The sequence below is a fragment of the Pseudomonas sp. EA_5y_Pfl2_R50 genome, assembly GCF_963970475.1.
Lineage (GTDB): Bacteria > Pseudomonadota > Gammaproteobacteria > Pseudomonadales > Pseudomonadaceae > Aquipseudomonas.
The window spans coordinates 425378-444854 of sequence record NZ_CAXAPT010000002.1 but is presented as its reverse complement, the minus strand read 5'-3'; the positions used below and the strand labels follow the sequence as shown (position 1 = coordinate 444854).

The window sequence follows — 19477 nt, the reverse complement described above, 5'->3', positions numbered from 1 at the left end:
CCCATTCGCGAGCAGGCTCGCTCCCACAAAGAAACGCATTCCAGAGTGGGAGCGAGCCTGCTCGTGAAGGCGTCAGCTCAGACGATTAGAAAATTATTCATCGTCGTCGAAGTTGTAACTGCCCGGCGCGAGGTTCTCGAAGCGGGTGTATTTGCCAATGAACGCCAGGCGAATAAAGCCGATTGGCCCATTTCGCTGCTTGCCGATGATGATTTCAGCGATGCCTTTGTGCTCGGTTTCCGGGTGATACACCTCGTCGCGGTACACGAACATGATCACGTCGGCATCCTGCTCGATGGCTCCGGATTCACGCAAGTCGGAGTTCACCGGACGCTTGTTCGGACGCTGTTCCAGGGAACGGTTGAGCTGCGACAGAGCCACCACCGGGCAGTTGAATTCCTTGGCCAGGGCTTTCAGGGATCGCGAGATCTCGGAAATCTCGTTGGTGCGGTTGTCACCGCTGGAACCGGGGATCTGCATCAGTTGCAGGTAGTCGATCATGATCAGGCCGACGTCGCCATGCTCACGCACCAGACGCCGGGTGCGCGCACGCATTTCCGACGGGCTGATACCGGCGGTGTCATCAATGAACAGCTTGCGGTCGTTGAGCAGGTTGACCGCCGAGGTCAGGCGTGGCCAGTCATCGTCTTCTAGTTGGCCGGAACGCACTTTGGTCTGGTCGATGCGACCGAGCGAGGAGAGCATACGCATGATCAGCGATTCACCTGGCATCTCGAGCGAGTAGACCAGTACCGCTTTCTCGCTGCGCAACACGGCGTTTTCGACCAGGTTCATCGCGAAGGTGGTTTTACCCATCGACGGACGACCGGCGACGATGATCAGGTCAGCCGGTTGCAGGCCGCTGGTCTTCTCGTCGAGGTCGGTGTAACCGGTAGACAGGCCGGTGATGGCGTTGTCCGTGTTGAACAGGGTGTCGATGCGGTCGATGGCTTTGGTCAACAGCTCGTTGACGCCGACCGGGCCACCGGTCTTCGGCCGTGCTTCGGCGATCTGGAAGATCTGCCGTTCGGCCTCGTCGAGGATTTCTTCAGCGGTACGACCTTCCGGGTTGAAGGCGCTGTCGGCAATTTCAGTGCTGATGCCGATCAGTTGGCGCAACGTTGCACGCTGGCGAACGATCTGCGCATAAGCCTTGATGTTAGCGACGGACGGCGTGTTTTTCGCCAGTTCACCGAGGTAACCAAGGCCGCCGACCTGCGAGGTCTGACCTTCCTTGTCCAGTTGTTCGGACAGGGTCACGACGTCGATCGGCATGTTCTGATCGGCCAGTTTGGCGATCGCGCGGAAGATCAGACGGTGGTCATGTCGATAGAAATCGCCGTCGGAGACTTGATCGAGCACGCGTTCCCAGGCGTTGTTGTCCAGCATCAGACCACCGAGCACAGCCTGTTCGGCCTCGATGGAATGCGGCGGCACCTTCAGGGCGGCGGTTTGCAGATCGTATTGCTCGGGAGCGGAGATATCGTTCATGGCCACTTGTGTTGTTTGGAAAAACAGGGAATTCAGAAAGACAAAGGGCACGACCTGTAAACAGGATCGTGCCCGATGTTAACCGTCTGACGTACAAGCCGCCAGCCGATCAGGTGTTGCTTAAGCTGCTACCACGACAACGCGTACAGTGGCTTCAACTTCGGCGTGCAGGTGCACAGCCACGTCGAATTCACCCACGTTGCGGATGGTGCCGTTCGGCAGACGAACTTCGCTCTTCTGCACTTCAACGCCGGAAGCGGTCAGTGCGTCAGCGATGTCGTGAGTACCGATCGAACCGAACAGCTTGCCTTCGTCGCCAGCGGTGGCAGTGATGGTCACTTCGAGCTCGGCCAGTTGGGCAGCACGGCTTTCAGCCGATGCTTTACGGTCTGCGGCAGCTTTTTCCAGCTCAGCACGACGCTCTTCGAACGCAGCCAGGTTGGCAGCGGTCGCAGCGGTAGCTTTGCCGAAAGGCAGCAGGTAGTTACGGCCGTAACCAGCCTTAACGTTTACTTTGTCGCCCAGGTTGCCCAGGTTGGCGATTTTTTCCAGAAGGATCAGTTGCATGTGGAAATCCTCTTAACTTTTAACCTTCACCGTTCGCGTTATCGGCGTCTTTCGACACGTGACGACCGCGAAAATCAATCAGGCTGTCGACAATGGCCAGAACCACGAGCAACGGATAGATCAGCTGCATGAACAGCAGCAGCGTGACGTACAACCCGACCAGCCAGAAACCGGCCAGTCGCTTCTGCCCGACCAGCCCGTGAATCAGGGCAAGTCCGGCGAACACCAGCGGTACACTGCACAACGGCGTCAACATGGCCATCTGTGCACCGAGATTCGGGCCCAGAAGCATCAACGCCAGCAGTAACATCGCCGGCCCCAGCGGGATTCGGATGGCGCGAAACTCGCGACCAAAACCACCCGGGTTGTACAACAACGCCTGCCAATGCCGCCCGACAATCAGGCTCAGCACGCTGACGATCTGCAACAAAGCCGCAATCAGTCCGGTCAGGACCGGTGCAATCAGGGACGCGAAACGCGCTTGCTCATCGACCGACAATTGCTTGTAGGTCTCACCGAGTAGCGCCGGCATAACCTTTATCAAGGCCTGCGCGAGCATCTCGATCTGGGCCGCAAACGCTGCCCCGAGCACCACCGAAAACACCACTCCAATCACTACGCTGACCAGCAGCGTGCGAACCCAGGACTCACTTGCGCGCAAAACCAACGCAAGTCCCGAAGACCCCAGCAGCACCAAAAGTGCCCGTGGGTCATCGGCATACAGCCACCAGATCAATGCCGGCAGCAGTCCCAGCGACAGAACGCCAAGGGCGTCCGTCAATCCGCGCCGCAGCAGCACAAGGCTCCCGGCGGCAGCGCCCAACCAATACAACAACGGCAATGTTGCACATCCGGCCACCACGAGAGTGGCCTGCATACGGCCCCGCATGATGAACTCAGCTAAGGCACGCATGCATTCAATCCTTTGCTACTTGTCGACTGCCCGGTCTCAGCGGCCGTGGCTGTCGGTGTAGGCCAGCAGGGCCAGGAAGCGGGCGCGCTTGATAGCGGTGGCCAGCTGACGCTGATAACGAGCTTTGGTACCGGTGATGCGGCTTGGAACGATTTTGCCGGTCTCGGATACGTAGGCTTTCAGAGTGTTGAGATCTTTGTAATCGATCTCTTTCACGTCTTCAGCGGTGAAGCGGCAGAATTTACGACGACGGAAGAAACGTGCCATTTGATAGGCTCCTTAAAAGGTCCGTGGATTACTCGTCAGCGTTATCGCTGTTGTCGCTGTCATCACTATCAGCGCTATCAGCGCCTTCGTGCTCAGGACGGTCGCGACGCTCACGGCGCTCACTGCGGTTTTCTTCAGCCTTGAGCATCTCGGACTGGCCGGTAACGGCTTCGTCGCGACGGATGACCAGGTTACGGATCACTGCATCGTTGTAGCGGAAGTTGTCTTCCAGCTCGGCCAGGGCCTTGCCAGTGCACTCAACGTTCAGCATCACGTAGTGAGCCTTGTGAACATTGTTGATTGCGTAGGCCAGTTGACGACGGCCCCAATCTTCCAGACGGTGGATTTTGCCGCCGTCTTCTTCGATCAGCTTGGTGTAACGCTCAACCATGCCGCCGACTTGCTCGCTCTGATCCGGGTGGACCAGAAAGATGATTTCGTAATGACGCATGAATGCTCCTTACGGGTTGTAGCCTGCCGCTCAAAAACGGTCAGACAAGGAGTGAATGACACTTATGGACTCGCTGGCGCGGGGCACATGCGTACCTGCCGTCACAGCAAGGGGCGCAATTGTAGAGAAGGGACAGAAGAGGTGCAAGGCAATTGGTGAATATTTGAACAATCACCCATTTACGCCACACCACAAAACACTGTGGGAGCGAGCTTGCTCGCGAAGGCGGTTTGTCAGGCAACATTTATGTCGACTGACACTCCACTTTCGCGAGCAGGCTCGCTCCCACATTCGAATCGTGTCCGACTCAGGCTTTCTTCGCGGCAGCCTTGGCTTTTGCACCGCGCTGACGCTGGGCTTCGAACAGGCAGACGCCGGTCGCCACCGAAACGTTGAGACTGCTGACGCTACCGGCCATCGGCAGGTTCACCAGATAGTCGCAATGCTCACGGGTCAGACGACGCATGCCTTTGCCCTCGGCGCCCATGATCAGAATGGTCGGGCCGGTCAGATCCTGGTCATAGATACTGACCTCGGCCTCACCCGCCGTGCCGACAACCCACAGACCGCGCTGCTGGAGTTTTTCCAGTGTGCGCGCAAGGTTGGTCACTGCCACCAGCGGAATCACTTCCGCGGCGCCGCAGGCCACTTTACGCACCACTGGCGTGAGGGTGGCCGACTTGTCTTTCGGCACGATCACCGCCAGCGCACCGGCAGCATCCGCCGAGCGCAGGCAAGCGCCGAGGTTGTGCGGGTCGGTCACGCCGTCGAGCACCAGCAACAGCGGCGCCCCTTCGGTGCGATCAAGCAGTTCGTCGAGCATCGCTTCGCCCCAGACCTGGCTCGGACTGACTTCCGCGACCACGCCCTGATGCACGCCCTCAACCCAAGCGTCCATTTCGCGACGCTCTGCCTGACCCACCTGGACACGATTTTCGTTGGCCAGCTCAACCAGTGTCTGTACGCGCGGATCGTTGCGGCTTTCAGCCAGCCAGATCTGCTTGACGCGTTTCGGGTGATGACGCAGCAACGCTTCTACCGCGTGAACGCCGTAGATTTTTTCCAACTGACTCATGACTTCGCCTTCGGTTTACGTGCTCCGCCACTTTTGGCTGGAGCCGAACCCGCTTTTGGCGGGCCCTTACGGTGCTTGCTTGGTTTTGCCGGTTTGCCGCCGGAGGCCTTTTCAGGCGCCGACCGTCCGGTCTTTCCCCCGGACGCCGCTTTACCACCGTTTTTGGCGTCAGCCAGCAAGGCCTTCTTCAATTCACGGCTTTTGCGCAACTCGGCGTTTTTCGCCACAGCATCGCTTGGACGATAGGCTTCGACGGCTTTTTCCTTGGCCGGACGACGGCTGGCGGTTTTCGCAGCAGCCTTTTCTTCCGAAGCCTTGGCAGCAGGTGCAGCGGTTTCGACGCCACGCTTCTTGCGACCAATCGGCGCGCTGATGGTTTTTTCTGCCATCTCGAAGTCGATCTTGCGCTCGTCCAGATCAACGCGCATGACGCGCACTTCAACGGTGTCGCCCAAGCGGAAGCTGCGACCGGTGCGTTCGCCCGCCAGGCGGTGATGCACAGGATCGAAGTGGTAGTAATCGCCCGGCAGCGCGGTGACGTGCACCAGGCCTTCGACGTAGATATCGGTCAGCTCGACGAACAAGCCGAAACCCGTCACGGCGGTGATGACGCCGGGGAACGACTCGCCCACGCGATCTTTCATGAACTCGCATTTGAGCCAGTTCACGACATCGCGGGTCGCTTCGTCGGCACGGCGCTCGCTCATCGAGCACTGCTCGCCGAGTTGCTCCAGCGCGGCTTCATCGTAAGGATAGATACGCGCTTTCGGAATGGTCATCGCACCGGCACGACGAACGTGCGGAGTGTCCTGCTTCGAATGGATCACGCTGCGAATCGCGCGGTGCGTGAGCAGGTCCGGGTAACGGCGAATCGGCGAGGTGAAGTGGGTATAGGCTTCGTAATTCAGGCCGAAGTGGCCCTGATTGTCCGCGCTGTACACCGCCTGGCTCAGCGAGCGCAGCATCACGGTCTGGATCAGGTGGAAATCCGGACGATCCTTGATGCTCGCCAGCAAAGCCTGGTAATCCTTCGGCGACGGGCCATCCTTGCCTTTGTGCAGGGACAGGCCGAGCTCGCCAAGGAAGGCGCGCAGTTTTTCCAGACGCTCAGGTGGCGGGCCGTCGTGGACGCGGTACAGCGCAGGAATTTCATGCTTCTTGAGGAATTCGGCTGTGGCCACGTTGGCCGCCAGCATGCACTCCTCGATCAGTTTGTGCGCGTCGTTACGGGTGGTCGGACGGATTTCGGCAATCTTGCGCTCGGAACCGAAGATGATCCGGGTTTCCTGAGTTTCGAAATCGATCGCGCCACGCACGTGACGGGCAGCCAGCAACACTTTGTACAGCGAGTAAAGCTGCTTGAGGTGCGGCAGGACATCGGTGTATTCGCCACGCAGTTTGCGCGCTTCAGCGACCTTTGGCGTTTCCAGCATTGCGCTGACTTTGTTGTAAGTCAGGCGGGCATGGGAGTGGATGACCGCTTCGTAGAAGCAGTAATCGGTCATTTCGCCGGATTTGGAGATGGTCATCTCGCAAACCATGGCCAGACGATCAACGTGCGGGTTCAGCGAGCACAGACCGTTGGACAGTTGCTCAGGCAGCATCGGCACCACGCGCTCGGGGAAGTACACCGAGTTGCCGCGCACTTGCGCTTCGTTGTCCAGCGCCGAGCCGATTTTCACGTAGCTGGAAACGTCGGCAATCGCCACGTACAACTTCCAGCCGCCGGAGAACAGGCGCAGCTTGCCCGGTTTGGCTTCGCAATAAACCGCATCGTCGAAGTCGCGGGCATCTTCGCCGTCGATGGTGACGAACGGCAGATGACGCAGGTCGACGCGTTTTTCTTTGTCTTTCTCTTCGACTTCCGGCTTGAGCCTGGCCGCTTCCTTGAGAACAGCTTCAGGCCACACGTGCGGAATATCGTAAGTGCGCAGGGCGACATCGATTTCCATGCCCGGCGCCATGTAGTTGCCGACCACTTCGACCACGTCGCCTTGCGGCTGGAAGCGCGGCGTCGGCCAGTGGGTGATTTTCACCTCGACGAACTGACCGATCTGCGCATTGGCGTTACGGCCCGGGGTGACCAGCACTTCCTGCTGGATCTTCGGGTTATCCGCGACGACAAAACCAATGCCGCCTTCTTCGAAGTAGCGACCAACGATGGTTTCGTGAGCACGCGACACCACTTCAACGATCACGCCTTCGCGGCGACCACGACGATCCAGACCGGACACACGCGCCAACGCACGATCGCCATCGAACACCAGACGCATTTGCGCCGGGCTCATGAACAGGTCGTCGCTGCCGTCGTCCGGCACCAGGAAGCCGAAACCGTCACGGTGACCGCTGATGCGGCCAAGGATCAGGTCGAGTTTATCTACAGGTGCATAAGTGCCGCGGCGGGTGTAGATCAGCTGTGCGTCGCGCTCCATGGCGCGCAGGCGGCGGCGCAGGGCTTCGATCTGGTCTTCTGTGGTCAGACCAAACTCTTCGACCAGTTGCTCGCGGGCAGCAGGCGAACCCCGATCGGCGAGGTGCGCCAGGATCAGTTCGCGGCTAGGAATAGGGTTTTCATATTTTTCCGCTTCACGAGCGGCCTCGGGATCGAGGGACTGCCAATCGGCCATTAGAGAGTTTTCACCTTGTCTATATGCGGGTTAGTTTGGCATAGGCGCCATGAAACGGGAAATTTCCGACTATATAAGGCCCTTATGAGGGTCGGTATCGTCGCTTGAAAGCCGTTTTGCACACCGCCGGTAAAAAAAATCATATTTTTTGCTGACAGGGGTTTACAGTTAAAAAGACGCTCCGTATAGTGCGCGCCATCGACGACGCACAGCGTTGCCGATACTGCCCAGATGGTGAAATTGGTAGACACGCCAGCTTCAGGTGCTGGTGACCTTACGGTCGTGGAAGTTCGAGTCTTCTTCTGGGCACCAATTTCGAGCTTGAGACTAGATCAGTTTCAAGGCTCACACAAAACCCGCGAAAGCGGGTTTTGTGCATTCTAAGCCCGGGTTTTCTTAAAACCGATTTATTAAAATTAAATCAGGGGTTTACAGATCAAAAGGCGCTCCGTATAGTGCGCCACATCAACAGCGGCAACGCTAGCGATGATTGCCCAGATGGTGAAATTGGTAGACACGCCAGCTTCAGGTGCTGGTGACCTTACGGTCGTGGAAGTTCGAGTCTTCTTCTGGGCACCAATTCAAATTCAAGGTTACGACCTTGAATTTCACAAGAACCCGCGAAAGCGGGTTTTTGCGTTTCTGGCATCCAGAAAACGGAACGCCGCCTCACCTATCAAAACGCCAGTTCCACCGCAAGGCGCACTTGAGAAACAATATCGTTTATCATTGTTTCAAGTTTTTGCAATGCGACAGTGAGGAACCCTGCGAATGACGTTTCGAAATACCCTGCGCCGAGGCCTGACCTTCTCCCTTCTCGGCCTGGCGCTCGCCACTCCCCTCACCCAGGCTGCCGATGCGGTTTCCCTGACTCTCTACAACGGCCAACACAAGGAAGTTGGTGACGCGATCGCTAAAGCCTTCGAAGCCAAGACCGGCATTCACGTCAACGTGCGCAAAGGCAGCAGCAATCAGCTCGCCAGCCAGATCATCGAAGAAGGCGACCGTTCCCCTGCCGATGTCATTTACACCGAAGAATCGCCGCCACTGAATAATCTCGGCGAACAAGGCCTGCTGGCCAAGGCCGATGACGCCACTCTGGCCGTACTGCCGGAAAAATACGTCGCTGCGAACGGCACCTGGATCGGTGTGACCGCTCGGGTTCGCGTTGTCGCTTTCAACCCGAAGCTGATCGATGAAAAAGACCTGCCGAAATCGGTAATGGAGTTCTCCGATCCGCAATGGCAAGGCAAAGTCGGTTTCGTTCCGACCAGCGGCGCGTTCCAGGAACAGGCTGTAGCGATCATCAAGATGCACGGTCGCGACGCCGCCGAAGAATGGCTGACCGGCCTGCGCGCGTTCGGCAAGACTTACAGCAACAACATGGTCGCCCTCAAAGCCGTTGAAAACGGCGAAGTCGCCACCGTGCTGGTGAACAACTACTACTGGTTTGCCCTGCAGCGCGAGAAAGGCAAGCTTGATTCGAAACTGCACTATTTCACCGGCGGCGACGCTGGCGGCCTGATCACCGTGTCCAGCGCTGCCGTACTCAAATCCAGTAAACATCCAAAAGAAGCCCAGCAATTCCTCGCCTACATGGCCAGCGAAGAAGGCCAGCGCGTGATCACTCAGACCACCGCCGAATATCCGCTGCACAAAGGCATGGAATCGGATCGCGGACTCAAGCCGTTCAGCGAGCTGGAAGCGCCGAACGTGACACCAGCCGATCTGGGCAATGCCGAAGAAGCGCTGGAGCTGGAACGTGAAGTTGGCTTGAACTGATGGCCGCATCGTTATCCGCCCCCGCCATGCGCGGGGGTTACGTGCCAAAACGCAAGCGGCCGTCAATCTGGCTGGTGCTGCCGGTGTTGTTGCTGGTGGTGCTGAGCCTGTTGCCGCTGGTCTACGTCGGGCTCAAAGCCTGGCAGGCCGGTTGGGCCGAGGCGCTGCACTTGTTGTGGCGCCCGTATGTGTTCGGCCTGCTGCGCAACACCCTGGCACTGATGGTGGGCGTGACGGTCACTTGCGGCGTGGTCGGCCTCTCGCTGGCATGGCTGCTAGAACGCAGCAATCTGCCAGGGCGGCGCCTGTGGGGCGTGATTTTGTGTCTGCCATTTGCGGTGCCGGCGTTTGTCAGCAGCTTCACCTGGGTGTCGCTGAGCGCGCAGTTCGAAGGCCTCGGCGGCGCAATTCTGGTGATGAGCCTGTCGAAATATCCGCTGATTTTTCTGCCGGTAGCGGCGACCCTGCGCAACCTCGACCCTTCCCTTGAAGAGTCTGCTCGTACACTTGGACAGAACCGCTGGGGCGTGTTTTTTCGCGTGACCCTGCCATTACTGTGGCCATCGCTGCTGGCCGGCTCTCTGCTGATTGCCCTGCACATGCTGGTGGAGTTCGGTGCGCTGTCGATCATCGGCCTGCAAACCTTCACCACGGCGATCTACCAGCAATTCGAACTGGAATTCAGCAATGCCAACGCGGCGATGCTGTCTGCCGTGCTGCTCGCGTTGTGTCTGGCACTGTTGTGGCTGGAACTGCGTATACGCGGCAAAGGCCGGCATGTGCGCACCGGGCAGGGTGCGGCGCGTCGCGCTGAACAGGTTCGGCTTGGGCCCTGGGCCACAGTCGGTCAGTTGTATTGCCTGATGCTGGCGATTGTCGGCAGCGGGATACCCTTGGGGATGTTGGCGTATTGGCTGGCGGTGGGCTCTTCGGCGGCATTCCCTGTGGCAGCGATTACCGAGGCACTGCTGTCATCGCTGGCGCTTTCGCTTGGCGGCGCTGCGCTGTGCCTGGTGCTGGCGGTGCCGGTGGGCCTGCTGGTGGTGCGTTACAAAGGCCAACTGGCGATCTGGGCCGAGCGCTTGCCGTATCTGCTGCATGCGCTACCGGGGCTGGTGATTGCGCTGACACTGGTGTATTTCGCCCTGCACTACTTGCCAGTGCTGTATCAGACCTCAGGCCTGCTGTTGATCGCTTACGCACTGCTGTTCTTGCCGCTGGCGCAGGCACCCGTTCGCACGGCCCTGAACAAGGCCGCACCGCAACTGGAGGAGGCTGCGCGCACGTTGGGCGCCTCGTCGTTCATGGCGTTCTGCAGGGTGACGTTGCCGATTATTTTCCCGGCATTGGGCGCGGCATTTGCGCTGGTGTTCCTGGATGCGATGAAGGAATTGACGGCTACGCTGCTGTTGAGTCCGACCGGGCTCAATACCTTGGCGACCGAGGTATGGGCGCACACCGCGAATGTCGAGTTTGCGGCGGCAGCGCCTTATGCGGCGTTGTTGATTCTGGTCTCGGGGTTGCCGGTGTATTTGCTGACGACGCGGATGTATCTGAGCCGCTGACACCGCTTTCGCGAGCAGGCTCGCTCCCACATGTTGACCGAGTTCCCACCTGGGAATGCGCTCTAATGTGGGAGCGAGCCTGCTCGCGAAGGCAGCAACATCAAGCCCTGAACTGCCCCAGACTCGCCTTCAACTGCGCCGCCAGGCCATCCAGCACTTTGCCACTCGCCGTGGTCTCCACCACCGCCTGCGCCGCTTTCTCGGCCTGCGCATGAATCGTCTCGACGCGCCCGCGCACAGCCTGCGCACCTTGCGCCTGGTGCGCCGCAGCTTGGGTTGCCAGACCTATCGCCGCATGTACCTGCTCGACTGACGCCTGCACCGATTGCTGCAACCGCGCACTGTCACGCAACACCAGCAACCCTTCGCTGGCCTGACGGCCGGCCTGGCCAATCGCCTCGACCGCCTCACGCGCGCCCTGCTGCAACGCAACGATGTGCGCCTGAATATCACCGGTAGAGCTTTGCGTCTTGCTCGCCAGCGCTCGGACTTCGTCGGCTACCACGGCGAACCCTCGCCCGGTCTCGCCGGCACGCGCCGCCTCGATGGCCGCGTTGAGTGCCAGCAAGTTGGTCTGTTCGGCGATCCCGTGGATCACCGTCAACACCACTTCAATCTGCTCGCTCTGCTGCGCCAGACGCTCAATAACCTTTGCCCCGGTGTCGACCTGCCCCGCCAGCGCCTCGATGAGGCTGCCGACCTTGGCGGATGTGCGGGTGTTTTCATTCGTGGCCTGACGAATATCCACAACCTGCTTCAAGGCTGCTTGCATCGCGTGGCTTTCGGACTGCGCCTCATCAGCCATTTGCGACAGCGCGCGCAAGCTTTCCGCAACCTCGTCACGCTGCATGCCGGCGGCCGCATCGGCACCGGCATTGCGCAGAGTCATGGCACCGATTTCTACACCGGTACGCTGCGCGACATCACCCGCCTCGCGCACGATTGGCTGCAACTTATCCACAAAGCGATTGACCGCCGAGGCCATATCGCCGATCTCGTCCTTGCTGCTGATCTGCACACGCTTGGTCAGGTCGCCCTCGCCCGCCGCGAGATCGTCCATCGCCGCATTCAGCATCTTCAGCCGATTGACCACGCGATGGCCCAGCACCACGGCCAGCAACAGCAACACGCCGCAACCGACCAGCGCCAGCCCCATGCCGATCCGCCAGCGCAACGTCGCGGCAGCGTCCTGAACGGTGCCGGTGGTATTCGCTTTCATTTCGGCAGCGGTGGATTGCGCCGACTGCAGACGCGCCTGCATGGCTTTGGCGCTGTCCGCAGCGGCGCCCTGGAGGCTGTCCCCGACCAGTTGATCACTGCTGGCGATCAGTGCCGAGAAGCGTTTGTCGAGCGCCGCCAGATCGGTTTCCACCGAGGCGGTAGAAACCCCCATCAGCACCTTGCCGATTTCCACACCGTTGGGATTGATCGAAGCTTCAAGGTAGTAGACCGACGGATCGTTCTTCGCCGCATCCAGCACTTTGTCCAGCGCGCGCTCGCCCTGGCCCTTTTCCAGCAAGGCCTTGTTGATCGGGTTTTCGCGATTGAGATAACGGGTCAGGTGCTGACCGGTGGCGTCGTCGTAGACCACGAACAGCACATTGGGATTGCGCTGGGCGCGGCGGGCAAACTCGGAAAGGGTCGGCACGTCGCTGTCCCACATGGCGCGCGGCGCCACCGAGGCGAGCAACTGAGCCATGTCGTTGGCCGAATCCTTGAGGTCTTTTTCCAGCGTCGCACGCAGTTGCGCCTGCTCGTCCTTCAGCCGCGAGGACAGGCCTGCGGTCAAACGCTGACGTGTACTGGCGGACAACGCGTCGAGGCTCGACGTGACTTCACGCCCAGCCTGCTCCAGTTCCCCGGAAAGTTTCTGGCTATCGGCACCGAGGCGAACGCCCAGATCCGCTTCCAGTGCAGTGACCGTGCTTCGTGTCAGGGCAACCGCCACCAGCACTTGCACCAAAAGAGCGATACCAAGGGTAACGAACACGGGCCGCAACAAACGGCTTTGTAACAGTGAGAGAACGGCCGACACTGTGAATACCTCGACTTCTGACGCCATTAATTTGATGGCACTCTTGTAGGCAGATTCACAGCAAAGGTCATGCCGTCCAACAGGCATAAACGACAAAGGCCCCGATCAAGGGGCCTTTGTGTTTTTACATCAACGACTTATCAAGCGAACGGATGACGCAGAACGATGGTTTCGTTGCGGTCAGGGCCCGTCGAAATAATGTCGATCGGCGCGCCGATCAACTCTTCAACGCGTTTGATGTAGGCACGAGCGTTAGCCGGCAGTTCTTCCAGGGTCTTGGCGCCCACGGTCGATTCGGTCCAGCCCGGCACTTCTTCATACACAGGCTGCAGGCCCACGTAGCTGTCAGCGTCGGTCGGCGCAACGGCGTTGCCCTGCGCATCTTTGTAGCCAACGCAGATGTTGATGGTTTCCAGGCCGTCGAGTACGTCCAGCTTGGTCAGGCAGATGCCCGAGATGCTGTTCACATCGATAGCACGACGCAGGATAACGGCGTCGAACCAGCCACAACGACGGGCACGACCGGTAGTAGCGCCGAACTCGTGACCTTGCTTGGCCAAGTGCGCGCCCACGTCGTCGAACAGTTCGGTCGGGAATGGACCCGACCCGACGCGAGTGGTGTATGCCTTGGTAATGCCCAGGATGTAATCCAGGAACATCGGACCAACGCCCGAACCGGTCGCCACGCCACCAGCAGTGGTGTTGGAGCTGGTTACGTAGGGGTAGGTGCCGTGGTCGATGTCGAGCAACGAACCTTGGGCGCCTTCGAACATGATGTCTTTGCCGGCGCGACGCAGGTCGTGCAACTCGGCAGTGACGTCCAGCATCAGCGGCTTGAGCAGCTCAGCGTATTCCTTGCACTCTGCCAGGGTTTTTTCGAACTCGATGGCCGGCTCTTTGTAGTAACCGACCAGCATGAAGTTGTGGTAGTCCACCAGTTCACGCAGCTTGTCTTCAAAGCGCGGCATGTTCAGCAGGTCACCAACACGCAGGCCACGACGAGCAACCTTGTCTTCGTAAGCCGGGCCGATGCCGCGACCGGTAGTACCGATCTTCAGCTCGCCACGGGCTTTTTCACGGGCCTGGTCCAGCGCCACGTGGAAGGACAGAATCAGCGGGCAGGACGGGCTGATACGCAGGCGCTCGCGCACCGGTACGCCTTTCTCTTCCAGCTTGGTGATCTCGCGCAGCAGGGCGTCAGGTGCAACCACCACGCCGTTGCCGATCAGGCACTGCACGCCTTCGCGCAACACGCCCGACGGAATCAGGTGCAAAACGGTTTTTTCGCCGTCGATCACCAGGGTGTGGCCCGCATTGTGGCCACCTTGGTAGCGCACTACGGCGGCAGCATGTTCGGTCAGCAGATCAACGATCTTGCCTTTGCCCTCATCACCCCATTGGGTGCCCAGGACTACGACATTCTTACCCATAACACTTGTCCTCATTCGCGCAAACTTGGTGCCGGCGATGGCCGGCAGGAAAACTCAAGAAGCCAGTGGCGAAACTTGCCAAAGCCCGTTCTGCTGAATCAATTGCCGGTCGCAGTCCGCATCACGGGCGGCGGCCAAAGGTTGTCCAGGCAACGCCTGAACGACACGCTGACCCTCACTGCGCAACTGGCAAACCTGCTGCCAGAGTGCCGCATCCGTACTGTCAGGCATCCAGATACCGCCAGACGGTAGCTCGACTTCAGCACGCCCCAGGGTCACCAGGGTTTTCAAATCGGTAGAGAAGCCAGTCGCCGGGCGGGCGCGACCGAAGTCGGCACCGATGTCGTCGTAGCGACCGCCCTGAGCGATGGACTGGCCCACGCCCGGCACGAACACCGCAAACACCACGCCGGTGTGGTAGTGGTAACCGCGCAGCTCGCCGAGATCGAAGTACAGCGGCAACTGCGGGAAGCGCGCCGACAGACGCTCGGCGATGGCCAGCAAATCTTCCAGTGCCGCCAGTACCGGCGCCGGCGCATTGGCCAGACGCTCACGGGCAGCGCTCAACACTTCACGGCCGCCGCACAGGTCGGCCAGCGCGCGCAGCATGCCGGACAGATCGGTCGGCAGGCCTTCGGTCAAGGTGATGACCTCGTCGATTGCCTTGCGCTGCAGTGCATCGAACAACTGCTGCTCGACTTCGCCCGACAACCCGGCGGCACGCGCAAGACCACGGTAGATACCCACATGACCGAGGTCCATGTGCACGTCCGGCACATCGGCCAGCTGCAGCATGGCGAGCATCAGGCTGATCACTTCAACATCACTGCTCGGGCTGGCATCGCCGTACAACTCGGCGCCCAACTGGATCGGGCTGCGCGAGGACGACAGTGCACGCGGCTGGGCGTGCAGCACGCTGCCGGCGTAGCACAGACGGCTCGGCCCTTCACGGCGCAAGGTGTGCGCATCGATGCGCGCCACTTGCGGCGTGATGTCGGCACGGAAACCCATCTGCCGGCCCGATTGCGGGTCGATGACCTTGAAGGTACGCAGATCCAGGTCCTGGCCCGCGCCGGTCAGCAGCGATTCCAGGTACTCGATATGGGGAGTTACGACAAATTCGTAACCCCAACTCTGGAACAGATCCAACACCTGACGACGCGCAACTTCAATGCGCGCCGCTTCCGGTGGCAGTACTTCTTCGATGCCATCTGGCAGCAGCCAGCGGTCTACCGTTGCCATTACGCCATTCCCCTTTGATCCGGGCGGCCAGCACGAGGGCGAGCCTTGAGTGAAGCAGAAAATGACCGGTTCGTTCAAAACGCACGCGCATGAACGACGCGGCGAAAGGCCTGTTACCGGCTTCGCCCATCACTTTCCTCGAAATACTCTCGGGCTATTCAACCCGATGTCTGCAACATAAACAGCAATCAAACGTGCAGACGCAAAAAAGCCGGGAATTTCCCGGCTGCCGCATCATACACACGTTTTCCCAAAGGATCACCCCGCCCGAGGTTTTAGCCGCCGGGCGGAGTGCTTCAGGTCAACGACGTATCAAGGCTTGGCTTTTTCCAGGTACTGGAAGAAGTCGCTGCTTGGGTCCAGGACCATGACGTCGGATTTGTTCGCGAAACTTTCACGGTAGGCACGCAGGCTACGGTAGAAACTGTAGAACTCCTGATCCTGACCGTAGGCCTTGGAGTAGATCGCAGCGGCCTGGGCATCACCATCACCGCGAACCTCTTCGGATTCACGATAGGCTTCAGCCAGCAACACGCGGCGTTGACGATCGGCGTCGGCACGGATGCCTTCGGCCAGCTCGTTACCCTTGGCGCGGTGCTCGCGAGCTTCACGCTCACGCTCGGTGCTCATACGTTCGAACACGCTGCGGTTTACTTCTTTCGGCAGATCAATGGTTTTGACCCGGACATCGACGACTTCGATACCCAGCTCCTTTTCCGCCATGGTGTTCAGCGACGCCGTGATGTCAGCCATCAGTGCATCACGCTCACCCGACACCACTTCGTGCAGGGTGCGCTTACCGAACTGGTCACGCAGACCGGATTCCAGACGACGGGACAGACGCTCGTCGGCGATTTGCTTGAGACCGGAAGTCGCGGTGTAGAAGCGCTCGGCATCCTTCACCCGCCACTTGGCGTAGGCATCCACCATGACGGCTTTCTTTTCCAGGGTCAGGAAACGTTGCGTCGGTGCATCCAGCGTCATCAGTCGTGCGTCGAATTTACGCACCTGGTTAACGTAAGGCACTTTCATATGCAGACCTGGCTGAACATCAGCCTGAACCACGCGACCGAATTGCAGCAACACCGCACGCTCGGTCTGAGCCACGATGTAGAAGCAGTTCCAGCCCACCAATACCACCACGACGCCAACGATCAGGGCGATCAGCGATTTATTGCTCATCAGCGGGTCTCCCTTGTGCGCGACTGCGGCAGGTCAGTGACATGCGGCGCGACGTCCGTGTTGTTGCGGGCGGCGGCCGAGCCGGTGACTGGCGCATTGCTGCCCGAGCTGTTCTGAATCATCTTGTCCAACGGCAGGTACAAGAGGTTGCTCTGGCCGTTTTTGTTACCGGTCACGAGTACCTTGCTGGTGTTGCTGAAGACTTCCTGCATGGTGTCCAGATACAGACGCTCGCGGGTGACTTCAGGTGCCTTGCGATACTCGGCGACCAGTTTGGTAAAGCGATCAGCCTCACCCTTGGCACGCGAAACCGTTTCGTCGCGGTAACCGTTGGCATCTTCGATGATGCGCTGGGCCTGACCACGGGCTTCCGGGACGACGCCGTTGGCGTAGGTTTCAGCCTGGTTGCGCGAACGCTGCTCGTCTTCACGGGCGCGGATCACGTCATCGAAGGCTTCCTGCACTTCACGCGGGGCTGCCGCGTTCTGCACGTTGACCTGAGTCACGGTGATGCCGGTGCGGTAGGTATCGAGAAAGCGTTGCAGGCGCTCCTTGATTTCGCTGGCCATCAATTCACGACCTTCGGTCAGCACCTGGTCCATGGCGGTCGAACCCACCACGTGGCGCAGCGCACTGTCGGTCGCATGTTGCAGGCTGATTTCCGGCTGATCGACGTTCAACACGAAATCCTGCAGGTTGCTGATCTTGTACTGCACGGTCAGCGGCACTTCGACGATATTCTCGTCTTCGGTCAGCATCTGGCCCTGCTTGGTGTACGCACGCTCACGCGTTACGTTTTCCATGTACTTCTTGTCGATCGGCGGGAAGTAGATGTTCAGGCCCGGGCCGACAGTCTCGTAGTACTTGCCGAAGCGCAGTACCACGGCCTGCTCCTGCTCGTCGACTACATAGACCGCGCTGTACAGCCAGACGGCCGCCAGCACGACCAGGCCGATGCCGAGCAGACCGCCGAAGCCGCCACTGCTCTTGCCCGAACCACCGCCGTCATCACCACGTTTCTTACCACCACCGAACAACCCGTTCAGGCTTTCCTGCAGCTTTCGGAAGGCCTCGTCGAGATCTGGTGGCCCCTTGCGGTCGCCGTTATTGCGGCGCTTGCCACCCCAAGGATCCTGATTATTCGAGTTGCCACCCGGCTCATTCCAAGCCATAGCGCTCTCCATCTGATAAAGCAAAGACGCACCCACGGCGCGCCAACCAATGCTACAGAATGCCTGCCTTCGCGGCACAACCGCTTTTTCAGGCTTTTATTGCAAAGTGTGTTGCTCGATGAATTCCATCGGCTGCAATCCCTCGCGGCTTACCAGTCGATTCAACTCGATCCGGGGCAAACGAACGGCCAGCAGACTGATGCCTTCTTCGTCGTATTCTTCTTTCTGTACCGCACCGAGCTCGAAGAACTGCGCACGCAGTCGCGCAAATCGTTGCGGCAAACGCAATGTGCCTACGAACAAATCACTGCCCAACAACTCGGCGATGGCTTGCTCAAGCAGTTCCAGACCACTGCCGTCTCGCGCCGAGAGCCAGACCCGTTGCGGCTTGCCATCGGCATCGCGCTGGATTTGTGGCTCCACGCCTTCAAGCAAATCGAGTTTGTTGTATACCTCGAGGATCGGCAAGTCCTGAGCCCCAATCTCGCCCAGCACTACCATCACCTGCTCGATCTGCAACATGCGATCCGGCTCGGCCGCATCGATCACGTGCAACAGCAGGTCGGAGTTGCTCGACTCTTCGAGCGTAGACCGAAATGCTTCGACCAGCTTGTGCGGCAAGTGGCGGATGAAACCCACGGTATCGGCCAGAACGATCGGTCCGAGGTCGTCCAGTTCCAGACGGCGCAGGGTCGGGTCCAGCGTGGCGAACAGCTGGTCAGCCGCGTACACGTCGGATTTCGTCACGTTATTGAACAGTGTGGATTTCCCGGCGTTGGTGTAGCCCACCAGGGATACGGTCGGAATATCGGCACGGGATCGACCACGGCGCGACTGCTCGCGCTGGCTACGCACCTTTTCCAGCCGGCCTTTGATCTGCCGCAGACGAACCCGCAGCAGACGGCGGTCGGTTTCCAGCTGGGTTTCACCCGGACCACGCATGCCGATGCCGCCACCCTGACGCTCAAGGTGGGTCCAGCCGCGAACCAGACGAGTGCTCATGTGGTCAAGCTGGGCCAGTTCGACCTGGAGCTTGCCTTCATGGGTTCGGGCGCGCTGGGCGAAAATATCGAGAATCAGACCGGTACGGTCGATCACGCGACACTCGAAAACACGTTCGAGGTTACGTTCCTGACTGGGCGTGAGGATGTGATTGAAAATCACCAGATCGGCTTCTTCAGCTTTGACCAGGTCGCGCAATTCCTCGACCTTGCCGCTGCCAATCAGGAATTTGGCGGTTGGCCGATGACGCGGAACGTTAAAAAACGCAACGGTCTCGGCACCCGCCGAATTAGCCAGCTCCTGAAACTCCTGCGGATCTTCGCGCGCCTCAGGGTCCTGTCCATCCAAGTGAACGAGGATGACTCGCTCACCACCACCGTGGCGCTCAAAGAACAAAGGAGACTCCTATCAGGCGTTACCTGGCTCAGCGTCACCTGCTTCGGATTCGCTTGCGCTAGGCAGACGAATTGGACGAACCGGCACTACTGTCGAGATAGCGTGTTTGTAAACCATTTGGCTCACGGTGTTTTTCAGCAGGATCACGAACTGGTCGAACGACTCGATCGTGCCTTGCAGTTTGATACCGTTGACCAGATAGATGGAAACCCCAACTTTCTCTTTACGTAAAGTATTCAAGTAAGGGTCTTGTAGCGAATGCCCTTTTGACATGTGCCGC

15 protein-coding genes, 2 tRNA genes and 2 pseudogenes are annotated in these 19477 nt (G+C 59.4%); 4 read left to right on the top strand and 15 right to left on the bottom strand.

Annotated features, from left to right (window positions below):
* Positions 1 to 93: 93 nt before the first annotated feature.
* From dnaB to rnr, 7 genes are all read right to left on the bottom strand, one after another.
* Positions 94 to 1491: a replicative DNA helicase gene (dnaB, locus tag AACY19_RS05210; protein WP_008016882.1), complete on the bottom strand. Its 1398-nt coding sequence runs from the start codon at positions 1489 to 1491 to the stop codon at positions 94 to 96.
* A 120-nt stretch (positions 1492 to 1611) separates the two neighbouring features.
* Positions 1612 to 2058 (bottom strand): 50S ribosomal protein L9, encoded by a 447-nt coding sequence (gene rplI, locus AACY19_RS05205; RefSeq protein ID WP_003221136.1) that lies wholly within the window; start codon positions 2056 to 2058, stop codon positions 1612 to 1614.
* 19 nt (positions 2059 to 2077) lie between these two features.
* Positions 2078 to 2971: a hypothetical protein gene (locus tag AACY19_RS05200; RefSeq protein ID WP_122599308.1), complete on the bottom strand. Its 894-nt coding sequence runs from the start codon at positions 2969 to 2971 to the stop codon at positions 2078 to 2080.
* Positions 2972 to 3007: 36 nt separating this feature from the next.
* On the bottom strand, positions 3008 to 3238 hold the full coding sequence (gene rpsR / locus AACY19_RS05195) for a 30S ribosomal protein S18 (RefSeq protein WP_002551829.1): 231 nt from the start codon (positions 3236 to 3238) through the stop codon (positions 3008 to 3010).
* A gap of 28 nt (positions 3239 to 3266) precedes the next feature.
* A complete protein-coding gene (gene rpsF, locus AACY19_RS05190) occupies positions 3267 to 3689 on the bottom strand; it encodes a 30S ribosomal protein S6 (RefSeq protein ID WP_038360383.1) in 423 nt (140 codons plus the stop codon).
* Positions 3690 to 3996: 307 nt separating this feature from the next.
* Complete coding sequence (gene rlmB / locus AACY19_RS05185; RefSeq protein ID WP_339448589.1) at positions 3997 to 4764, bottom strand: 23S rRNA (guanosine(2251)-2'-O)-methyltransferase RlmB; 768 nt, start codon at positions 4762 to 4764, stop codon at positions 3997 to 3999.
* Positions 4761 to 7391, bottom strand: a complete 2631-nt coding sequence (gene rnr, locus AACY19_RS05180) for a ribonuclease R (RefSeq protein ID WP_339448587.1) — start codon at positions 7389 to 7391, stop codon at positions 4761 to 4763. The genes rlmB and rnr overlap by 4 nt, the downstream gene beginning before the upstream one ends.
* Before the next feature lie 225 nt (positions 7392 to 7616).
* On the opposite strand from rnr, the gene AACY19_RS05175 reads away from it, so the two are divergent.
* From AACY19_RS05175 to AACY19_RS05160, 4 genes are all read left to right on the top strand, one after another.
* Positions 7617 to 7703: transfer RNA gene (locus AACY19_RS05175), tRNA-Leu, on the top strand.
* 180 nt (positions 7704 to 7883) lie between these two features.
* Positions 7884 to 7970, top strand: a tRNA-Leu gene (locus AACY19_RS05170).
* 192 nt (positions 7971 to 8162) lie between these two features.
* On the top strand, positions 8163 to 9173 hold the full coding sequence (locus tag AACY19_RS05165) for an extracellular solute-binding protein (protein WP_339448585.1): 1011 nt from the start codon (positions 8163 to 8165) through the stop codon (positions 9171 to 9173).
* On the top strand, positions 9173 to 10738 hold the full coding sequence (locus AACY19_RS05160) for an ABC transporter permease (RefSeq protein ID WP_339448583.1): 1566 nt from the start codon (positions 9173 to 9175) through the stop codon (positions 10736 to 10738). Before AACY19_RS05165 ends, AACY19_RS05160 begins: the two co-directional genes overlap by 1 nt.
* Before the next feature lie 100 nt (positions 10739 to 10838).
* Here AACY19_RS05160 and AACY19_RS27845 read toward each other — a convergent pair.
* The 8 genes and pseudogenes from AACY19_RS27845 to hfq form a co-directional block, all read right to left on the bottom strand.
* Positions 10839 to 11354 (bottom strand): annotated as a pseudogene (locus tag AACY19_RS27845) (methyl-accepting chemotaxis protein); the annotation flags it as partial.
* A gap of 390 nt (positions 11355 to 11744) precedes the next feature.
* Positions 11745 to 11798 (bottom strand): annotated as a pseudogene (locus tag AACY19_RS27840) (hypothetical protein); the annotation flags it as partial.
* A 1115-nt stretch (positions 11799 to 12913) separates the two neighbouring features.
* Entirely contained in the window at positions 12914 to 14203 is a 1290-nt protein-coding gene (locus AACY19_RS05150; protein WP_008078328.1) for an adenylosuccinate synthase, read from the bottom strand.
* Between the two features lie 54 nt (positions 14204 to 14257).
* A complete protein-coding gene (locus AACY19_RS05145; RefSeq protein WP_339448577.1) occupies positions 14258 to 15445 on the bottom strand; it encodes an ATP phosphoribosyltransferase regulatory subunit in 1188 nt (395 codons plus the stop codon).
* Between the two features lie 312 nt (positions 15446 to 15757).
* The gene (gene hflC, locus AACY19_RS05140) at positions 15758 to 16627 is read right to left on the bottom strand and encodes a protease modulator HflC (RefSeq protein ID WP_339448575.1); all 870 of its coding nucleotides are present in this window, start codon (positions 16625 to 16627) and stop codon (positions 15758 to 15760) included.
* On the bottom strand, positions 16627 to 17799 hold the full coding sequence (gene hflK / locus AACY19_RS05135; RefSeq protein ID WP_339448573.1) for an FtsH protease activity modulator HflK: 1173 nt from the start codon (positions 17797 to 17799) through the stop codon (positions 16627 to 16629). The genes hflC and hflK overlap by 1 nt, the downstream gene beginning before the upstream one ends.
* Positions 17800 to 17895: 96 nt before the next feature.
* Positions 17896 to 19197: a ribosome rescue GTPase HflX gene (hflX, locus tag AACY19_RS05130; protein WP_339448570.1), complete on the bottom strand. Its 1302-nt coding sequence runs from the start codon at positions 19195 to 19197 to the stop codon at positions 17896 to 17898.
* 12 nt (positions 19198 to 19209) lie between these two features.
* Positions 19210 to 19470 carry an RNA chaperone Hfq gene (hfq, locus tag AACY19_RS05125; RefSeq protein ID WP_339448568.1) on the bottom strand — a complete coding sequence of 87 codons (261 nt, stop codon included), beginning with the start codon at positions 19468 to 19470 and terminating at the stop codon, positions 19210 to 19212.
* Positions 19471 to 19477 lie beyond the last annotated feature (7 nt).

What these genes read in the sequence shown, in the direction of transcription:
- dnaB (WP_008016882.1), bottom strand. Translation starts at nt 1,491, where the DNA reads ATGAACGATATCTCCGCTCCCGAGCAATACGATCTGCAAACCGCCGCC.
- rplI (WP_003221136.1), bottom strand. Translation starts at nt 2,058, where the DNA reads ATGCAACTGATCCTTCTGGAAAAAATCGCCAACCTGGGCAACCTGGGC.
- AACY19_RS05200 (WP_122599308.1), bottom strand. Translation starts at nt 2,971, where the DNA reads ATGCGTGCCTTAGCTGAGTTCATCATGCGGGGCCGTATGCAGGCCACT.
- rpsR (WP_002551829.1), bottom strand. Translation starts at nt 3,238, where the DNA reads ATGGCACGTTTCTTCCGTCGTCGTAAATTCTGCCGCTTCACCGCTGAA.
- rpsF (WP_038360383.1), bottom strand. Translation starts at nt 3,689, where the DNA reads ATGCGTCATTACGAAATCATCTTTCTGGTCCACCCGGATCAGAGCGAG.
- rlmB (WP_339448589.1), bottom strand. Translation starts at nt 4,764, where the DNA reads ATGAGTCAGTTGGAAAAAATCTACGGCGTTCACGCGGTAGAAGCGTTG.
- rnr (WP_339448587.1), bottom strand. Translation starts at nt 7,391, where the DNA reads ATGGCCGATTGGCAGTCCCTCGATCCCGAGGCCGCTCGTGAAGCGGAA.
- AACY19_RS05165 (WP_339448585.1), top strand. Translation starts at nt 8,163, where the DNA reads ATGACGTTTCGAAATACCCTGCGCCGAGGCCTGACCTTCTCCCTTCTC.
- AACY19_RS05160 (WP_339448583.1), top strand. Translation starts at nt 9,173, where the DNA reads ATGGCCGCATCGTTATCCGCCCCCGCCATGCGCGGGGGTTACGTGCCA.
- AACY19_RS05150 (WP_008078328.1), bottom strand. Translation starts at nt 14,203, where the DNA reads ATGGGTAAGAATGTCGTAGTCCTGGGCACCCAATGGGGTGATGAGGGC.
- AACY19_RS05145 (WP_339448577.1), bottom strand. Translation starts at nt 15,445, where the DNA reads ATGGCAACGGTAGACCGCTGGCTGCTGCCAGATGGCATCGAAGAAGTA.
- hflC (WP_339448575.1), bottom strand. Translation starts at nt 16,627, where the DNA reads ATGAGCAATAAATCGCTGATCGCCCTGATCGTTGGCGTCGTGGTGGTA.
- hflK (WP_339448573.1), bottom strand. Translation starts at nt 17,799, where the DNA reads ATGGCTTGGAATGAGCCGGGTGGCAACTCGAATAATCAGGATCCTTGG.
- hfq (WP_339448568.1), bottom strand. Translation starts at nt 19,470, where the DNA reads ATGTCAAAAGGGCATTCGCTACAAGACCCTTACTTGAATACTTTACGT.